This window comes from Kineococcus rugosus, from assembly GCF_050871975.1.
Classification (GTDB): Bacteria; Actinomycetota; Actinomycetes; order Actinomycetales; family Kineococcaceae; genus Kineococcus.
The window spans coordinates 176,733-192,206 of record NZ_JBJLSJ010000001.1 but is presented as its reverse complement, the minus strand read 5'-3'; the positions used below and the strand labels follow the sequence as shown (position 1 = coordinate 192,206).

16 protein-coding genes are annotated in these 15,474 nt (G+C 75.7%); 14 read left to right on the top strand and 2 right to left on the bottom strand.

Features of this window, described 5'->3' with window-relative positions; genetic code table 11:
• The first annotated feature begins 33 nt into the window (after positions 1-33).
• Complete coding sequence (locus ACRYM6_RS00950) at positions 34-1,752, top strand: CTP synthase (RefSeq protein ID WP_432540507.1); 1,719 nt, start codon at positions 34-36, stop codon at positions 1,750-1,752.
• Positions 1,749-2,423: an NUDIX domain-containing protein gene (locus ACRYM6_RS00945; protein WP_432540506.1), complete on the top strand. Its 675-nt coding sequence runs from the start codon at positions 1,749-1,751 to the stop codon at positions 2,421-2,423. Before ACRYM6_RS00950 ends, ACRYM6_RS00945 begins: the two co-directional genes overlap by 4 nt.
• A 3-nt stretch (positions 2,424-2,426) precedes the next feature.
• Here the strand turns inward: ACRYM6_RS00945 and ACRYM6_RS00940 are convergent, their stop codons facing one another.
• Both ACRYM6_RS00940 and ACRYM6_RS00935 read right to left on the bottom strand, forming a co-directional pair.
• The gene (locus ACRYM6_RS00940; protein ID WP_432540505.1) at positions 2,427-3,347 is read right to left on the bottom strand and encodes a methyl-accepting chemotaxis protein; all 921 of its coding nucleotides are present in this window, start codon (positions 3,345-3,347) and stop codon (positions 2,427-2,429) included.
• Positions 3,344-3,883, bottom strand: coding sequence for a PAS domain-containing protein (locus tag ACRYM6_RS00935; protein WP_432540503.1), 540 nt, complete (start codon positions 3,881-3,883; stop codon positions 3,344-3,346). The genes ACRYM6_RS00940 and ACRYM6_RS00935 overlap by 4 nt, the downstream gene beginning before the upstream one ends.
• Positions 3,884-3,988: 105 nt before the next feature.
• Here ACRYM6_RS00935 and ACRYM6_RS00930 point away from each other — a divergent pair, with 105 nt between their 5' ends.
• The 12 genes from ACRYM6_RS00930 (at position 3,989) to ACRYM6_RS00875 (ending at position 15,474) form a co-directional block, all read left to right on the top strand.
• The gene (locus ACRYM6_RS00930) at positions 3,989-5,047 is read left to right on the top strand and encodes a site-specific tyrosine recombinase XerD (RefSeq protein ID WP_432540502.1); all 1,059 of its coding nucleotides are present in this window, start codon (positions 3,989-3,991) and stop codon (positions 5,045-5,047) included.
• A gap of 320 nt (positions 5,048-5,367) precedes the next feature.
• A complete protein-coding gene (locus ACRYM6_RS00925) occupies positions 5,368-6,234 on the top strand; it encodes a ParA family protein (protein WP_432540526.1) in 867 nt (288 codons plus the stop codon).
• A 237-nt stretch (positions 6,235-6,471) separates the two neighbouring features.
• Positions 6,472-9,054 (top strand): AMP-binding protein, encoded by a 2,583-nt coding sequence (locus ACRYM6_RS00920; RefSeq protein WP_432540501.1) that lies wholly within the window; start codon positions 6,472-6,474, stop codon positions 9,052-9,054.
• 168 nt (positions 9,055-9,222) lie between these two features.
• Positions 9,223-9,954, top strand: coding sequence for an SAF domain-containing protein (locus ACRYM6_RS00915; RefSeq protein ID WP_432540500.1), 732 nt, complete (start codon positions 9,223-9,225; stop codon positions 9,952-9,954).
• A 3-nt stretch (positions 9,955-9,957) separates the two neighbouring features.
• Positions 9,958-10,788, top strand: a complete 831-nt coding sequence (locus ACRYM6_RS00910; protein WP_432540499.1) for a hypothetical protein — start codon at positions 9,958-9,960, stop codon at positions 10,786-10,788.
• Positions 10,785-12,128 (top strand): CpaF family protein, encoded by a 1,344-nt coding sequence (locus ACRYM6_RS00905; protein ID WP_432540498.1) that lies wholly within the window; start codon positions 10,785-10,787, stop codon positions 12,126-12,128. The genes ACRYM6_RS00910 and ACRYM6_RS00905 overlap by 4 nt, the downstream gene beginning before the upstream one ends.
• Complete coding sequence (locus ACRYM6_RS00900; RefSeq protein WP_432540497.1) at positions 12,125-13,006, top strand: type II secretion system F family protein; 882 nt, start codon at positions 12,125-12,127, stop codon at positions 13,004-13,006. Before ACRYM6_RS00905 ends, ACRYM6_RS00900 begins: the two co-directional genes overlap by 4 nt.
• A complete protein-coding gene (locus ACRYM6_RS00895) occupies positions 13,003-13,965 on the top strand; it encodes a type II secretion system protein (protein WP_432540496.1) in 963 nt (320 codons plus the stop codon). The genes ACRYM6_RS00900 and ACRYM6_RS00895 overlap by 4 nt, the downstream gene beginning before the upstream one ends.
• A 24-nt stretch (positions 13,966-13,989) precedes the next feature.
• Positions 13,990-14,220: a hypothetical protein gene (locus ACRYM6_RS00890; protein ID WP_432540495.1), complete on the top strand. Its 231-nt coding sequence runs from the start codon at positions 13,990-13,992 to the stop codon at positions 14,218-14,220.
• A complete protein-coding gene (locus tag ACRYM6_RS00885; protein WP_432540493.1) occupies positions 14,184-14,615 on the top strand; it encodes a TadE/TadG family type IV pilus assembly protein in 432 nt (143 codons plus the stop codon). Before ACRYM6_RS00890 ends, ACRYM6_RS00885 begins: the two co-directional genes overlap by 37 nt.
• The gene (locus ACRYM6_RS00880; RefSeq protein WP_432540492.1) at positions 14,612-15,013 is read left to right on the top strand and encodes a TadE/TadG family type IV pilus assembly protein; all 402 of its coding nucleotides are present in this window, start codon (positions 14,612-14,614) and stop codon (positions 15,011-15,013) included. Before ACRYM6_RS00885 ends, ACRYM6_RS00880 begins: the two co-directional genes overlap by 4 nt.
• A complete protein-coding gene (locus ACRYM6_RS00875) occupies positions 15,010-15,474 on the top strand; it encodes a pilus assembly protein TadG-related protein (RefSeq protein ID WP_432540491.1) in 465 nt (154 codons plus the stop codon). Before ACRYM6_RS00880 ends, ACRYM6_RS00875 begins: the two co-directional genes overlap by 4 nt.

The following is a 15,474-nucleotide window of genomic DNA, read 5'->3' as shown; positions in this document are numbered from 1 at the left end:
GGCGGCAGGGGCCGTCGGGTACGATCGAACCCCGTGGCGAACCGCAGCACCCCCGAGTCCCAGACCCAGCACGTCTTCGTCACCGGGGGGGTGGCCAGCTCCCTCGGGAAGGGTTTGACGGCCTCCAGCCTCGGTCGCCTGCTCCGCGCCCGCGGTCTCCGCGTGGCCATGCAGAAGCTCGACCCGTACCTGAACGTCGACCCCGGCACGATGAACCCGTTCCAGCACGGTGAGGTCTTCGTCACCGACGACGGGGCCGAGACCGACCTCGACATCGGCCACTACGAGCGCTTCCTCGACGTGCGCTTCGACGCCTCGGCGAACGTCACGACCGGGCAGGTGTACTCGTCGGTCATCGCCAAGGAGCGGCGCGGGGAGTACCTCGGCGACACCGTCCAGGTCATCCCGCACATCACCAACGAGATCGTCGACCGGATGCGCGCCCAGGCCCGCGACGACATCGACATCATCATCACCGAGGTCGGCGGGACCGTCGGCGACATCGAGTCGCTGCCGTTCCTCGAGGCCGCCCGCCAGGTGCGCCAGCGCCTCGGGCGCGACAACGTGTTCTTCGTCCACGTCTCCCTGGTGCCCTACATCGGGCCCAGCGGGGAGCTGAAGACCAAGCCGACCCAGCACTCGGTCGCCCAGCTGCGCAACATCGGCATCCAGCCCGACGCGATCGTCTGCCGCGCCGACCGGGAGATCCCCGAGGGCGTGAAGCGCAAGATCGCCTCGATGTGCGACGTCGACGACGAGGCCGTGGTCGCCGCCATCGACGCGCCGTCGATCTACGACATCCCCAAGGTCCTGCACCGCGAGGGCCTGGACGCCTACCTCGTGCGCAAGCTCGGCCTGAGCTTCCGCGACGTGGACTGGTCGACCTGGGACGACCTGCTGCGCCGCGTGCACAACCCGCGCCGCCGTGTCGAGATCGCGCTGGTCGGCAAGTACATCGACCTGCCCGACGCGTACCTGTCGGTCACCGAGGCGCTGCGCGCCGGTGGTTTCGCCGAGGACGCCAAGGTGGACATCCGCTGGGTCCCCGCCGACGAGTGCGCCACCCCCGAAGGGGCGCACAAGCAGCTGCACGGCGTCGACGCGGTCTGCGTGCCGGGTGGTTTCGGTGTCCGCGGGATCGAGGGCAAGCTCGGCGCGCTGCGGTGGTCGCGCGAGAACGGCGTCCCGACGCTGGGCCTGTGCCTGGGCCTGCAGTGCATGGTGATCGAGTACGCCCGCAACGTCGCGGGTCTGGAGGACGCCAGTTCCACCGAGTTCGAACCGGACGCGCAGTACCCGGTCATCGCGACGATGGCCGAGCAGCGCGAGATCGTCTCCGGTGAGGGCGACATGGGTGGCACGATGCGCCTGGGGTCCTACGAAGCGTTGCTGCAGAAGGGGTCCGTCGTCGCAGCGACCTACGGCAGCGAGCGGATCTCCGAGCGGCACCGGCACCGCTACGAGGTGAACAACTCCTACCGCGACGAGCTGTCGGCGAAGGGGCTGGTGTTCTCCGGCACCTCCCCGGACCGCGAGCTGGTCGAGTTCGTCGAACTGCCCGCCGAGGTGCACCCGTACTACGTGGGCACCCAGGCGCACCCGGAGTTCAAGTCGCGCCCGACCCGCTCGCACCCGCTGTTCTCCGGCCTGGTGGCCGCGGCCCTGGACCGCCAGCGCGAGGGGCAGCTCCTCGACGTCGAGCCCGAGCCGGTCGCCGAGGTCGGCGAGGAACTGACGGAGGCGAACGCGTGAGCTTCCCGGCCGAGCTGGAGGTCCCCGTCGTCGACGGGGCGGACCTGTCCGACGCGCCCGTCGAGCGGCGGCTGGCCGGGTCGGACGTGGTGTTCACCGGCCGCGTCTGGGACGTCGTGCGCGAGGAGGTCGAGCTCCCGGGGGGGAAGACCGTCGTGCGGGACCTGCAGCGCCACCCCGGCGCGGTGACGGTCCTGGCCCTCGACGACGACGAGAACGTCCTGTTCATCCAGCAGTACCGGCACCCCGTGCGGCGGGAGCTGTGGGAACTGCCCGCGGGCCTGCTCGACGTCGACGGCGAGTCGCCGCTGCTGGCCGCCCAGCGCGAACTGGCCGAGGAGGCCGACCTGGTCGCCTCGGACTGGGCGGTCCTGACGGACTGGTTCAACTCCCCGGGCGGGTCGAGCGAGGCGAACCGGATCTACCTGGCGCGGGGCCTGTCGGCCGTGCCCGAGGCGGACCGGCACGTGCGCGAGGACGAGGAGAAGGACCTCGTCCCCGTGCGGGTGCCGCTGGCGCAGGCCGTGAGGGCGGTGCTGGAGGGGCGGCTGGCCAACCCCGGCACCGTCATCGGCGTCCTCGCGCTGCACGCGGCCCGGGCCACCGGGCTGGACGCCCTGCGCCCGGCCGACGCCCCGTGGCCGACCGGGCTGAGCACGCCCTCGCGCTGAGGCTCAGGACCCCCGGACCGTCGCGACGAAGCCGGTCACCTGCTGCTGCAGGAGACCGGCGACCTCCGACAGCCCGGTGGTCCCGGAGCCGCCGGAGACGGCGTCGGTGATGGCGCCCACCTCGGCGTCCATCCCCTCGATGCTGCGGGCCACGCCCTCGATGACGCCCACCGCCTCCTCGGTCGCCCGCTGGGAGGCGGCGACCTGCGCGGCGATGACGGCGTTGGTCTGCGCGGCCTGGTCGGCCAGGCGCTTGACCTCCTCGGCCACGACGGCGAACCCGCGCCCGGCCTCACCGGCGCGCTCGGCCTCGATGGTGGCGTTGAGCGAGAGCAGCCGCGTCTGGGCCGCGACCTTCTCGATGAGCTTGACCGCTTCCTCGATGCGGGCCGAGGCCTCGCGCAGCGACCCCACGGTGTGCACGGCGCGCTGCGCTTGCTCCACGGCGTCGCGGGCGGTGCGGGCCAGCTCGGCCGCCCCCGACCCGGCGCTGGTGGCGCCGGCGCTGACCTGCTCGGAGGCCGAGAGCACGGTGCTCTCCAGCTCGTCGGCCAGCGCCAGCCGGGCCGCGGTGGCCCGGTCGAGCTCGGCGCCGGCGTTGGCGCTGGCCTGCCGGGCCGCGTCCAGGACCCGGGCGCCGTTGCGGAACGCCCCGCGGGTCCCGCCGAGCAGGAACCGGCGGTGGAAGCGGCCCTCGCTGGCGGCCGTCAGCGTCGCGGAGGCGTCGCGGACGAAGGCGTCGGTCATGTCGAGCTGGTGGTTGAACGCCGTCCGCAGCTCCACCAGCAGCGGGTCGTCGCCCAGGTGCGGGACGCGGGCCTCCAGGTCGCCGTCGGCGGCCCGGGAGGCGACGGCGACGACGGCGCGGACGGCCTGTCCGTAATCGGTGCCCCGGGCGGTGGCGTTGCGGCGCAGGCGGTTCACGCGGCGTCCCCCAGCGGGATGAGCGACCAGACGAACTCGTCGTAGGTCTGGCCGGCCAGTCGTTCGGTCAGCAGCGCGCGGGAGGCGGCGACGGCGTCGGCGGGGCGGGCGTGGCCGGCCTCGACGGCCAGCAGCTCCTCGTAGAGGCGGCGGACCGGGGCGACGGCCGCCGGGGCCGGGGCGCGGCGGCTGGAGTGGTAGCCGAGCAGCCGGCCCGTGGCGTCGAGGCTGGGGGTGACGTGCGCCAGGACCCAGTAGTGCGCGCCGTCGGCGGCCAGGTTGACGACGTAGGCGAAGATCTCCTGGCCGTCGCGCAGCGTCTCCCACAGCAGGTCGAAGATCGCGCGGGGCATCGCGGGGTGGCGGATGAGGTTGTGCGGCTGTCCGACGGCCTCGGCCTCGGTGAGGGCGGAGACGCGCAGGAAGACGTCGTTGGCGTAGGTGATGACGCCCCGGGAGTCGGTCTTGGTGACGATGAGCTCGTCGTCGCCGAAGCGGCGTTCGACCCCGGACGGTGACGTTCTGGACGGGCGCATGCCGCTGTTCTCGGCCGGACGGGTGACGGCCTTGAAGGGACCTGCGACCCTGGTCCCCGCGTGGGGCCCGGCCCCGGACCGGGTCGGTCCCCTAGGGTCGTCCACGTGTCCGCACCGTCCCTCGCCACGCGCCCGGGTCCGCCCGAGGGGGAGGAGCCGGCAGCGCTGCACCGGGCGGTCCGCGACTACCTCGGGCACCTGCAGGTGGAGCGCGGCCTGTCGGCGAACACCCTGGGCGCCTACCGGCGGGACCTGGCCCGCTACGTGCGCTTCCTCACCGCCCGCGGGGTGCTGGACCCGGCCGCCGTCGACGAGGCCGCGGTCAGCGCCTTCGTCGTGGCGCTGCGCTCCGGCGGTGACGGCGGCGCGGCGCTGACGGCGAGCTCGGCGGCGCGCGCGGCCTCGGCGGTGCGCGGCTGGCACCGCTTCCTGCACGCCGAGGGGCGCAGCGAGGGCGACCCGGCGGTGGGCGTGCGCCCGCCCACGCCGCCGCGGCGGCTGCCGACGGCGCTGACGCTGGAGGAGGTCGAGCGGCTGCTGGCGACGGCCGGCCTGGGCGGGGACGGGGCGCTGTCGGCGGTGCCGCTGCGGGACCGGGCGCTGCTGGAGGTCCTGTACGGCTGCGGCGCGCGCATCAGCGAGGCCGTGGGCCTGGACGTCGACGACGTCTCGGCCGAGGTGCTGGGGGAGACCGGGGTGGTCCGGCTGCGGGGCAAGGGGTCCAAGGAGCGGGTGGTCCCGGTGGGGTCGTACGCGCAGCGGGCCCTGGAGCAGTACCTGGTCCGGTCCCGGCCGCAGCTGGTCGGTGCCGGCCGGGGGACGCCGGCGCTGTTCGTGAACACCCGCGGCGGGCGGTTGTCGCGGCAGAGCGCGTGGGCCGTGCTGCAGTCGGCGGCGCGGCGGGCGGGCATCACGCGGGCGGTCTCCCCGCACACGCTGCGGCACTCCTTCGCCACGCACCTGCTGCGCGGCGGGGCCGACGTGCGCGTGGTGCAGGAGCTGCTGGGGCACGCCTCGGTGACCACGACGCAGGTGTACACGCTCGTCACCGCCGACGACCTGCGCGAGGTGCACACCGGGTCGCACCCGCGGGCGACCGGGACGGACGGTCCGCGCTCGGATCCTCACGACCCGTCGACCCCGGTCGGCCGGACGGACGACTAAGGTCACCGCAGACCGTCCTGACCGCAGTACGCCCCCGACGACCGCCCGAGGAAGTGCCACCTCCCGTGACCAGCGAGTTCCCGCCGCCCGCCACCGCCTCCCCGTCCGTCTTCGGGCCCGGCGTCGACGCGTTCCGTGAACGGGCGTCGCAGCCGCCGGTGCCGCGTCCGGTCGCTCCCGGGCAGCTCGCGCCGGAGCCGGTGGTCGCCTCGGCGGGGCCGCCCGCGTCGCCGCCCGCGGAGCCCGCCGAGCCCGCGCCGCCGGCCCCGGTGGCCCCGGTGGCCCCGGAGGCGGGTGCGTCCGGCGGTGAGGCGCGGGCCGTGCAGTCGCAGATCGAGCTCGGGCCGCAGGACGGTCCCACCGGGCGGCCGCTGCCCTCGTTCCCGGTGCCGGCCCGGCTGGAGCACCACGGCCCGGCCCGGGTGATCTCGATGTGCAACCAGAAGGGCGGGGTCGGCAAGACGACGACCACCATCAACCTGGGGGCGGCGCTGGCCGAGTACGGCCGCCGGGTGCTGCTGGTCGACTTCGACCCGCAGGGGGCGCTGTCGGCCGGGTTGGGCATCAACCCGCACGAGCTGGACAAGACGGTCTACCAGCTCCTCATGGAGCGCGGCACGGACGTGCGCGAGGTGATCCGCGAGACGTCGGTGGAGGGGCTGGACCTGCTGCCGGCGAACATCGACCTGTCGGCCGCCGAGGTGCAGCTGGTGGGGGAGGTGGCGCGCGAGTCGGTGCTGGCCCGGGCGCTGCGGCCGGCGCTGGCCGACTACGACGTCGTGCTCATCGACTGCCAGCCGTCCCTCGGGTTGCTGACGGTGAACGCGCTGACGGCCTCGCACGGCGTCCTCATCCCGCTGGAGTGCGAGTTCTTCGCCCTGCGCGGGGTGGCGCTGCTGGTCGAGACGATCGAGAAGGTCCGGGAGCGGCTGAACCCGGCGCTGGAGATCGACGGGATCCTGGCCACGATGTACGACGGCCGGACGCTGCACAGCCGGGAGGTCGTGACGCGCGTCGTGGACGCCTTCGGCGACGACGTGTTCCACACCGTCATCGGCCGCACGGTGAAGTTCCCCGACGCGACCGTGGCCGCCGAGCCGATCACGACGTACGCCGGGTCGCACCCGGGGGCGGAGGCCTACCGGCAGCTGGCGCGCGAACTCGTGGCCCGCGGCGACGCGGCCTGAAACCTGCCACCACGGAAGGGTTCTCGGCGTTCCCGACCCGTGTTCCGCCACTCCTCGTGGCCCCCGAAGAACCCTGGGTAGCAGATCATCGACCAGTCGGAGAGATCTGACCCGGAACGGTTCCACTCGGCCGAACGACGGCCCCGGTTCGGGCTATGGTTCGGCCACACGAGACCGGATCTTGCGCCGGTCGGGGGAGGGGGCTCACCCGTGGGGGGCAACGCAACGAGGGGCGTCGTGGACGAGGGGTTCACGAGGTTCTCCGAGGAACACGCGCAGGGTCAGCTGGTCCCGCGCATCGTCGACGTGGCCCTGGCCCGCGCCGACCAGGTCGTCGCCGCGGACGGCACGACGCGCCTGCGGGGAGCGGACCTGCTGGTCCGGGCCGCGCGGGTGCGCGAGGCCGTGCTGGCCCACCACGCCGGGACCGGCGCGCCGGCCCAGGACCTGCCCGTCGCCGTGCTGCGCGGCCACGACGTCGGTGCCGTCGCCGCCGTCGTGGGCGTCATCGCCGCCGGCCACCCCGTCGTCGTGCTCGACCCGACGACGCCCGCGGCCCGCCTGCGGCACTACGTGCAGGCGGCCGGCGCCACGCTCTGCGTGAGCGACGCCGACCGCCGCCCCACCGCCGCCCAGGTCGCCGGCACGGTCGTCGACCCCGACGGCGCGGCGGTCGCCGGCGCCGACCACCTCGCCGCGGCCGCCGCCCTGCTGGGGACCACCGCCTCGCCCGACGACGTCGCCGTCATCGTCTACACCTCCGGGTCCACCGGGGCGCCCAAGGGCGTCGCCTGCGACCACCGCTCGATCCTGCACGACACCTGGGTCAACTCCGAGGGCACCGGCGCCTACCGCGCCGGGAGCGTCGTGGCGCACCTGCTGCCGATGGCCTTCAGCGCCGGCACCACCCCCACCCTGGCCGGCCTGCTGGCCGGGGCCCGCCTGGAGCTGTTCGACCCCCGCCGCCGCCCCGTCACCGACCTGCCCGGCTTCCTCGCCGAGGTCGGCGCCGACGTCCTGCTCGCCTCCCCGGCCATCCTGCGCGGCCTGGTCACCGCCCTGGGGCCCGCGGGCCGCCTCGACGGGTTGCGCACCGTCACCATGGCCGGCGAGACCGTCCACGGGGCCGAGCTGGCCGCCGTGCGCCGTGCCGTCGGGCCCGAGTGCGTGCTGCGCAACCGGTACGGCTCCACCGAGACGTGGCTGATGACCGAGTACGCCATCACCGGCGACGACGAGGCGCCCGAGGGCGCCACCCCCGTCGGCTGGGCGGTGCCGGGGGCGCGGCTGCAGGTCGAGCTGGAGGACGGCACGCTGGCCGACACCGGCAGCGGCCGCATCGTGGTCACCTCCCGCTGGCTCGGGGCCCGCTACTGGCGGAACCCGGAGAAGACGGCCGAGGTGTTCACCGACAACCCGGACGGCTCGCGCAGCTTCCGCACCAGCGACGTCGGCACCCTCGGGGCCGACGGGTGCCTGCGCCTGCTCGGCCGCCGCGACCACAGCGTCAAGATCCGCGGCCTGCTCGTCGAGCCGGGGGAGGTCGACGCGCTGCTGTTCGCCCAGCCGGAGGTCCGCGAGGCCCTCGTCGTGGGCCGGGAGAACCCGCGGACCGGGCGGATGGCGCTGGTCGCCTACGTCGTGCCCGAGGGCCCCCGGCCGCAGGCCTCGGCGATCCGCGCCACCGTCCGCGAGAACCTGCCCTCGCACATGGTCCCCGAGCACGTCGTCTTCCTCGACGCCCTGCCCCGCACCGAGCGCGGCAAGCTCGACCGGTCCCTGCTGCCCGAACCGCCCCGCAGCAGCGCCCCGTTCGAGATCCCCCGCTCCAGCTGGGAGGAGGTCGTCCACGAGCAGTTCTGCGCCGTCCTCGAGCTCGACGACGTCTCCGTCCACGACGACTTCTTCGAGCTCGGCGGCGACTCCCTGGCCGCCGAGGCGCTCGTCAGCCGCATCGAGGCCCTCGGCGACGCCCAGGTGAGCACCCGCGGGGGGACGTCCCTGCTCGCGCAGGCCCCCACGGTCGCCTCGTTCGCCGCGGCCGTGCGGTCCACCACCCGCAGCGCCCGGCCGACGCTGGTCCCGCTGCGCGCCGACGGCTCCGAGCGGCCGCTGTTCCTCGTCGCCGGGGCCGGGGGAGCCGCGCTCGCCCTGCGCACCCTGGCCCGCCGGATCACCCCCGGCATCCCCGTCCTGGGGCTGCAGGCCAACGGCCTGGAGAACCGGGCCCTGCCGGACTGGTCGGTCGAGCGGATCGCCCGGCGGCACGTCGCCACCGTCCGCGAGCAGCAGCCGGCCGGCCCCTACCGGCTCGCCGGGCACTCCCTCGGCGGGCTCGTCGCCCTGGAGATGGCCCACCAGCTGCGCCGCGCGGGGCAGGAGGTCGAGCTCCTGGCCGTCCTGGACTCCTTCCCGCCGGACCCCGCCCTCATGCCCGTCCCGCAGTACCCCAGCACCCTCGCCAGGGTGAAGGAGGGGATCTCGCTGGCGCTGACCGGCGTCAAGGCCCACGCCGGCCTCGGGCACTACGTCCGGTTCTTCCGGCAGGGGAACTTCCTGCAGCGCAGGTACACCACGGACGTCTACGACGGCCGGACGCTCGTCCTGGTCGCCGCCGACGACGTCGACGCCCGCGCCCGCCGGCAGTGGGAGCCGCACCTGTCCGGGTCGTTCCAGGTCGTCCCCGTGCCCGGTGAGCACATGTCGATCCTGCGCGAGCCGCGGGTCGGCCTGGTCGCCGACCTGCTCTCGCAGTGGCTGCGGCCCGAGGTCGTCGACCTGCGCGGCACCCGTCCCGCGCCGGGGCACGCCCACCGCTGACCCACCGCTCGACCACGGGGGTCCCGCCGGTACCGGCGGGACTCACCCGATGCGACCACGCAGCGCGACGGCGGCCTGCGCGAACCGGGTGACAGGGGGACCCCGGACGGCGCAACGGCGACTGCGGGGAGCAGCGACCCGCCGCCCGCGGCTGGCACGGTCGTCGCCATGCCCACCGCTGCCCCGGCGACGCGACGCGCCCCGAAACCCGTACCGACCGCCCCCGGCGCGCGGCTGCCCGGGCCCGTGCGCGAACGGCGTCCCGCCCTCGTCGCGTTCGGCCTCGTCCTCGTCGTGGGGGGCGCCCTCGGCAGCGCCCTGGTGGTGCACCGCAGCGGCGACCGCGTCGACGTCCTCGTCGCCCGGCACGACATCGCCCCCGGCGACCTGCTCACCGCCGACGACCTCGGCACCGCCCGCGTCGCCGCCGAGGGCGCCGCGACCGTGCCCGCCTCGGCGCTGGGCAACTTCGTCGGCACCTACGCCACGACCCGCATCCCCGCCGACACCCTCGTCAACCGCACGATGTTCCTCGCCGGCGACACCGTGCCCGCCGAGGCCGCCGTCGTCGGTGTCGTCCTGGGCCCCGAGCAGCGCCCCACGGCCGCCCTGGCCGCCGGGGACGTCGTGCGCGCCTACCTCGTCTCGGCCGACGGGGCGACCACCGTCACCGGCCAGCCCGCCGGGACGGTGCTGCTGGGGGCCGCCCGCGTCGTCGCGGCCGGCGGGACGTCCGGCGGGGCCGTCACGGGTCCGGTCACCAGCGACTCCGGCACCGTCTCGCTGCTCGTCCCGACGGCCGACGCCGCCGGTGTCGTGGCCGCGGCCGCCGCCGGCCAGATCGCCCTCGTCCGGCTCGCCGACGCCACCACCCCGCCCGTCGACCTGGTCCGGGAGTGAGTCGTGGCCGTCGTGACCTTCCTGTCCGCCAAGGGTTCCCCGGGCGTGACGACCACCGCCCTGCTCGCCGCCGCGCTGTGGCCGCGCCCGGCCGTCCTCGTGGAGGCCGACCCCGCCGGCGGTGACCTCGCCGCCCGCGTCCCGGGCCCCGACGGCGCGCCGCTGGACGCCGACCGCGGTCTGCTGCCGCTGCTGACCACCGCCCGCCGCGGCCTGCGCGCCGCCCAGGTCCTCGACCAGGCCCAGGTCGTCGCGGGTGGCTCGCGCGTCGTCGTCGGCGTGGGCGGGCCCGAGCAGTCCGCCGCCGCCGGGCCGGTGTGGTCCGCGCTCGGGGGCGCGCTGCGGGAGCTGGGCCAGGGCCCCTCCCACGACTCCGCCGGGCCCTTCGACGTCCTCGTCGACGCCGGGCGGGTCGGGGCCGACCCGGTCCACCTGGACCTGCTGCGCGCCAGCGACGTCGTCGTCGCGCTGGTCCGCTCCGAGGTCGCCGCGGTGCTGCACGCCCGTGAACGGCTGCGGGTCCTGGGCGGTGCGCTGCGCCGCCCGGACGGGTCGTCGCCGCGCACCGGCGTCGTCGTGGTCGGCGACCTGCGCCGGGCCGCGCGCCGCGCCGACGACTGCGCCGGGGTCCTGGTGGGCCCGGCGGTCGAGGACCTCGGGCGGCTGCCGCTGGACCCGGCCGGGGCCGCGGTGTTCGCCGGCGCCGGGACCGCCCGCCCCGAGCGGACCGCGCTGGTCCGCGCCGGGCGCACCGTGGTGGCGACGCTCGCCGCCGCCGCGGAGGCCACCGCCACCACCGCCGGGCGCGTCCCGGCCGGGGCGGGCGCCGCGTGAGCACCACCACCGCCACCCCCACCCACCGCGAGCGCGTCGACCACGACCTCGTCCGCCGCCTGCGCGGCGCGGTCGCCGAGCGCCTCAGCGCCCAGCGCCGTCGCGACGACGACGCCGGCCGGCGGCCCATGTCCGGCGCCGACGAGCGCCAGTTCGCCCGCTCCCTGGTCGTGCAGGTCCTGGAGGACCACGCCCGCGCCGAGCTGGAGGCCGGCCGCACGCCCCCGTCGGCCGCCGCGGAGGAGGCCGTCGCCGCGGCGATCGTCGCCGCCCTGTTCGGGGTGGGCCGGTTGCAGCCGCTGCTGGAGGACCCCGACGTGGAGAACGTCGACGTCAACGGTTTCGACCGGGTCTTCGTCAGCTACGCCGACGGCCGCGAGGAGCTGCACGGCCCGGTGGCCGAGTCCGACGAGGACCTCGTCGAGCTCGTCCAGGTCCTCGCCTCGACGGTGGGGCTGACCAGCCGCCCCTTCGACGCCGCGAACCCGCAGCTGGACCTGCGGCTGCCCGACGGGTCCCGCCTGTCGGCGGTGATGGGTGTGTGCCAGCGCCCCGCGCTGAGCATCCGGCGCGCCCGGCTGTCCAGCGCGTCGCTGGCCGACCTGGTGCGTTCGGGGTCGATGACCGAGGACCTCGCGCAGTTCCTGCGCGCCGCGGTCCGCGCCCGCAAGAACATCATGATCGCCGGGTCGACGAACTCGGGGAAGACGACGCTGCTGCGCGCCCTGGCCGCCGAGATCCCCCCGCACGAGCGGATCATCACCGTCGAGCGCGCGCTGGAACTGGGGCTCGACACCCAGCCCGAGCACCCCAACGCCGTCGCGTTCGAGGAGCGCCTGCCGAACTCCGAGGGCGTCGGCGGGGTGACGATGGCCGAGCTCGTGCGCCGGTCGCTGCGCATGAACCCCAGCCGGGTCATCGTCGGGGAGGTCCTGGGCGACGAGATCGTCACCATGCTCAACGCGATGAGCCAGGGCAACGACGGGTCGCTGTCCACGATCCACGCGAACTCCTCCGCGGAGGTGTTCAACCGCATCGCCACGTACGCGCTGCAGGCCGAGGAGCACCTGCCCGTGGAGGCCAGCCACATGCTCGTCGCCGGGGCCGTCGACTTCGTCGTGTTCCTGGACAAGCAGAACACCTACCACCTCGGCGGCGGGCTGCGCCGCGTCGTCGCCAGCGTCCGCGAGGTGACCGGCGTCGACGGCCGGGTGCTGAGCTCGGAGGTGTTCGTGGCCGGGGCCGACGGCGTGGCCCGGGCGCACGCGCCGCTGCAGTGCGCCGACGACCTCGAGGCCGCCGGGTACGTCGCCCCCGTCGTGGAGCGGTGGGGCGCGTGAACCCCGGGAACCCCGTGAACCCCCTGGCCGCGGTGGCCCCGGAGGTCCTCGTCGCGCTGACCGCGGCGGCCGCCGGGCTCGGGGTCGTCGTCACCGTCCTCGGTGTCCGCGGCCGGGTCCCGGGTCCCAGCGGCCGGCCCGGCCGCCGGGGCAGCGCCGGGCTGGGCCGGCAGGCGCTGTTCGGCCTCGGCGCGGGGCTGCTCACCCTCGTCCTGACCCGCTGGGTGGTGGCCGGGATCGGGATCGGGCTGCTCGTGGCCGGCTGGCAGCGACTGCTCGGCGGCAACGCCGAGGAGAACCGCGGCATCGCGCGGCTGGACGCCCTGGCGAACTGGACGGAGTCGTTGCGGGACACCATCGCCGGGGCCATCGGCCTGGAACAGGCGATCCCGGCGACGGCGGGCACGTCCGCGCCCGCGCTGCGCCCGGCGCTGAACCTGCTGGTGGACCGGCTGCGCATCCGCGAACCCCTCCCGGAGGCGCTGCAGCGGTTCGCCGACGACGTCGACGACCCCAGCGCCGACGTCGTGGTCGCCGCGCTCGTCCTGAACGCCCGCCTGCGCGGGCCCGGGCTGCGCGACGTCCTCACCGCGCTGGCGACGTCCACCCGCGAGGAGCTCGACGTCCGCCGCCGCATCGAGGCCAGCCGGCGCAGCATCCGGCGCAGCGTCCAGATCGTGCTGCTCATCGTGCTGGGCGTCATGGGCCTGCTGGCGGTGTTCAACCGCGACTACGTCGCGCCGTACTCGACGTTCTCCGGCCAGCTGGCCCTCGTCCTCGTCGCGGCGCTCATGGTCGCCGGGCTCACGTGGCTGCGGCGCCTGGCCCGGGTGGAGACCCACGAGCGGTTCCTGCTCGGGGCGGGGGGTGCGCGGTGAGCGACCTGCAGCTGGCGCTCGGGACGGGCGCCGCGGCCGCGGCAGGACTGGCCGTGCTGTGCGGTGCGCTGGTGCGCCCGCGCCCCTCGGTGCCGGTGCAGGTGGCCCGCTACGACGGGGCGCGCCGCTCGAACCAGCGCACCGTGCTGTCCGCGGCCGAGGCCGCCGCCTCGGCGGCCCCCGACCGCGGGTTGTTCGGGATCTCCGCCGCGTTCGGGCGCGGCATGGCCCGGGTCGCCGACCGGCTGGAGGTGCTGGCCGCCGAGCGGGGCTGGCGGCTGCGCCGCACCCGCGCCGACCTGGCCGTCCTGGGCCGGCGCACCGGTGAGTTCCTGGCCACGAAGGTGGTGGCCGGTCTCGTCCTGCTCCTGCTGGCCCCGGTGTGCTGGTTCGTGCTGCGCGCGTTCGGCGTCCCGCTGCCCGGCGGGGTGCCGCTGTCGCTGGCGATCGTGCTGGGCGGTGCCGGTTTCCTCGTGCCCGACCTGGCCCTGCGCGGCGAGGCCGCCCGCCGGCGCAAGGACTTCCGGCGGGTCGTCGGGGTGTTCTCCGACCTCGTCGCGATGAACCTCGCCGGCGGTCGCGGTCTGCCGGAGGCGCTGCTGAGCTCGGCCTCGGTCAGCGACTACTGGGCCCTCGTCCGGATCCGGCAGGCGCTGTCGGGGGCCCGGCTGTCCGGGAACACCCCCTGGCAGGCGCTCGGGGAACTCGGCACCGAGCTCGCCGTCACCGAGCTCACCGACATGGCCGGGGCGCTCGCGCTCGCGGCCGACGACGGCGCGAAGATCCGCGCCTCGCTCGCGGCCCGTGCGGCCACGTTGCGGCGCAAGGACATGGCCGACGTCGAGGGGGAGGCGGGGGAGAAGTCGCAGTCCATGCTCGTCGCCCAGCTCGTGCTGTGCACCGCGTTCATGGTGTTCCTCGCGTTCCCCGCCGTCCACAACCTCATGGCCACCTCGTGAACGACCCCTTCGAAGGAGAAACCGATGTCCTCCACGTTCCTCGTCCGCTGCGCGCGGATCCTCTCGGCGCGGGCCCGGCGGGCGGCGGCGACGGGCCGCGACGCGGGCGCCTCGGCGCTGGAGTGGGCGATCATCGCGGCCGTGGTGGTCGTGGCGGCCTCGCTCATCGGCGGCGCGATCTACAAGATCGTGGGGGACAAGAGCAAGGCGCTGGAGAAGTGCGCGGCCGTGGCCGTGGGCACCGCCTGCAGCTGAGCGGGGACCGGGGTTCGGCGGCGCTGGAGATGGCGTTCATCGCCCCCGTGTTCCTGCTCCTGGTGTTTTTCGGGATCCAGGTCGGGTTGTGGGCCTACGGGCGCTCGGTCGCGCTGGCCGCGGCCCGCGAGGGCGTCGCGCAGCTGCGCGTCGTCCCCGACGAGCAGTTCGCCGCCGCCGCCGACCCCGTCGTGCGGGCCCACGTCGAGCAGTTCGCGACGAGCGTCGGCCGGGAGTCGCTGCTGTCCCCGCGGGCCGGCACGAGCTGGAGCGCCGACGGGACCTCGGTGACCGTCCAGGTCACCGGGCACGTCGTCAGCCTCGTCCCGGGCCTGGACCTGACCACGACCCAGCGGGCCACCGGGACGGTCGAGCGGTTCGGGAACACCCGGTGAGGCGGGACGAGGGGTCGCTGGCCCTGGAGTTCACGCTGGTCGCCCCCGCGCTGCTGCTGCTCATCGCGCTGCTGCTGGCCTACGCGCGGGTGTCGACGGTCTCGGCGACCCTCGACACCGGGGTCCGCGACGCCGCCCGGGCCGCCACCACGTCCCGCTCGGCGGACGCCGCGGCTCAGCGCGCGTTCGCCGTCGTGCACGACGCGGTCGGTCCTGGGGACTGCGCCGACAGCCTCGTCGTGGAACCGGTGCCGGAGTTCGCCGCGGGCCGGCCCGTGACGGTCACGGCCCGCTGCACGTACTCGGTGGCCGACCTGGGCCTGCCCGGCCTGCCGGGGCACCTGAGCGTCAGCAGTTCGTTCTCCTCGCCGCTGGACCCGAACCGGGAGCTGTCGTGAACCGCCTGCGCGGCGACGAGGGCTCCATCGCCCCCGCCGTGCCCGTCCTGGCCCTGGTGCTGCTGCTGCTGGCGGGACTGGTCGTCGACGCCTCCCGCCAGCTCACGGCCCGCGGGCGGGCCGTCGCCTACGCCGAGGAGGCCGCCCGGGCCGGGGCCGCGGCCATCGACCTGGACGCCGACGACCTGGAACTGCTGCCCGAGGGGCAGGTCGCCGAGCGGGTCACGGCGTACTGCCGGGCGGCCGCGGCCTCCGGCGCCCCGATCGTCGACCCCGGGAACTGCTTCCGGGGCACCACGGCCACCGGCGACCCGGGAGGTCGTCGCATCGTCGTGCAGACGCACGTCGAGATCGTCCTGGCGCCCACGCTGCTGGGCATCGTGGGCGTGGAGGAACTGCGGGCCGCCGGTGACGGCCGGGCCCGGCCCTTCGAAGGAACCCGAGAGGAGGACGCGCAGTGA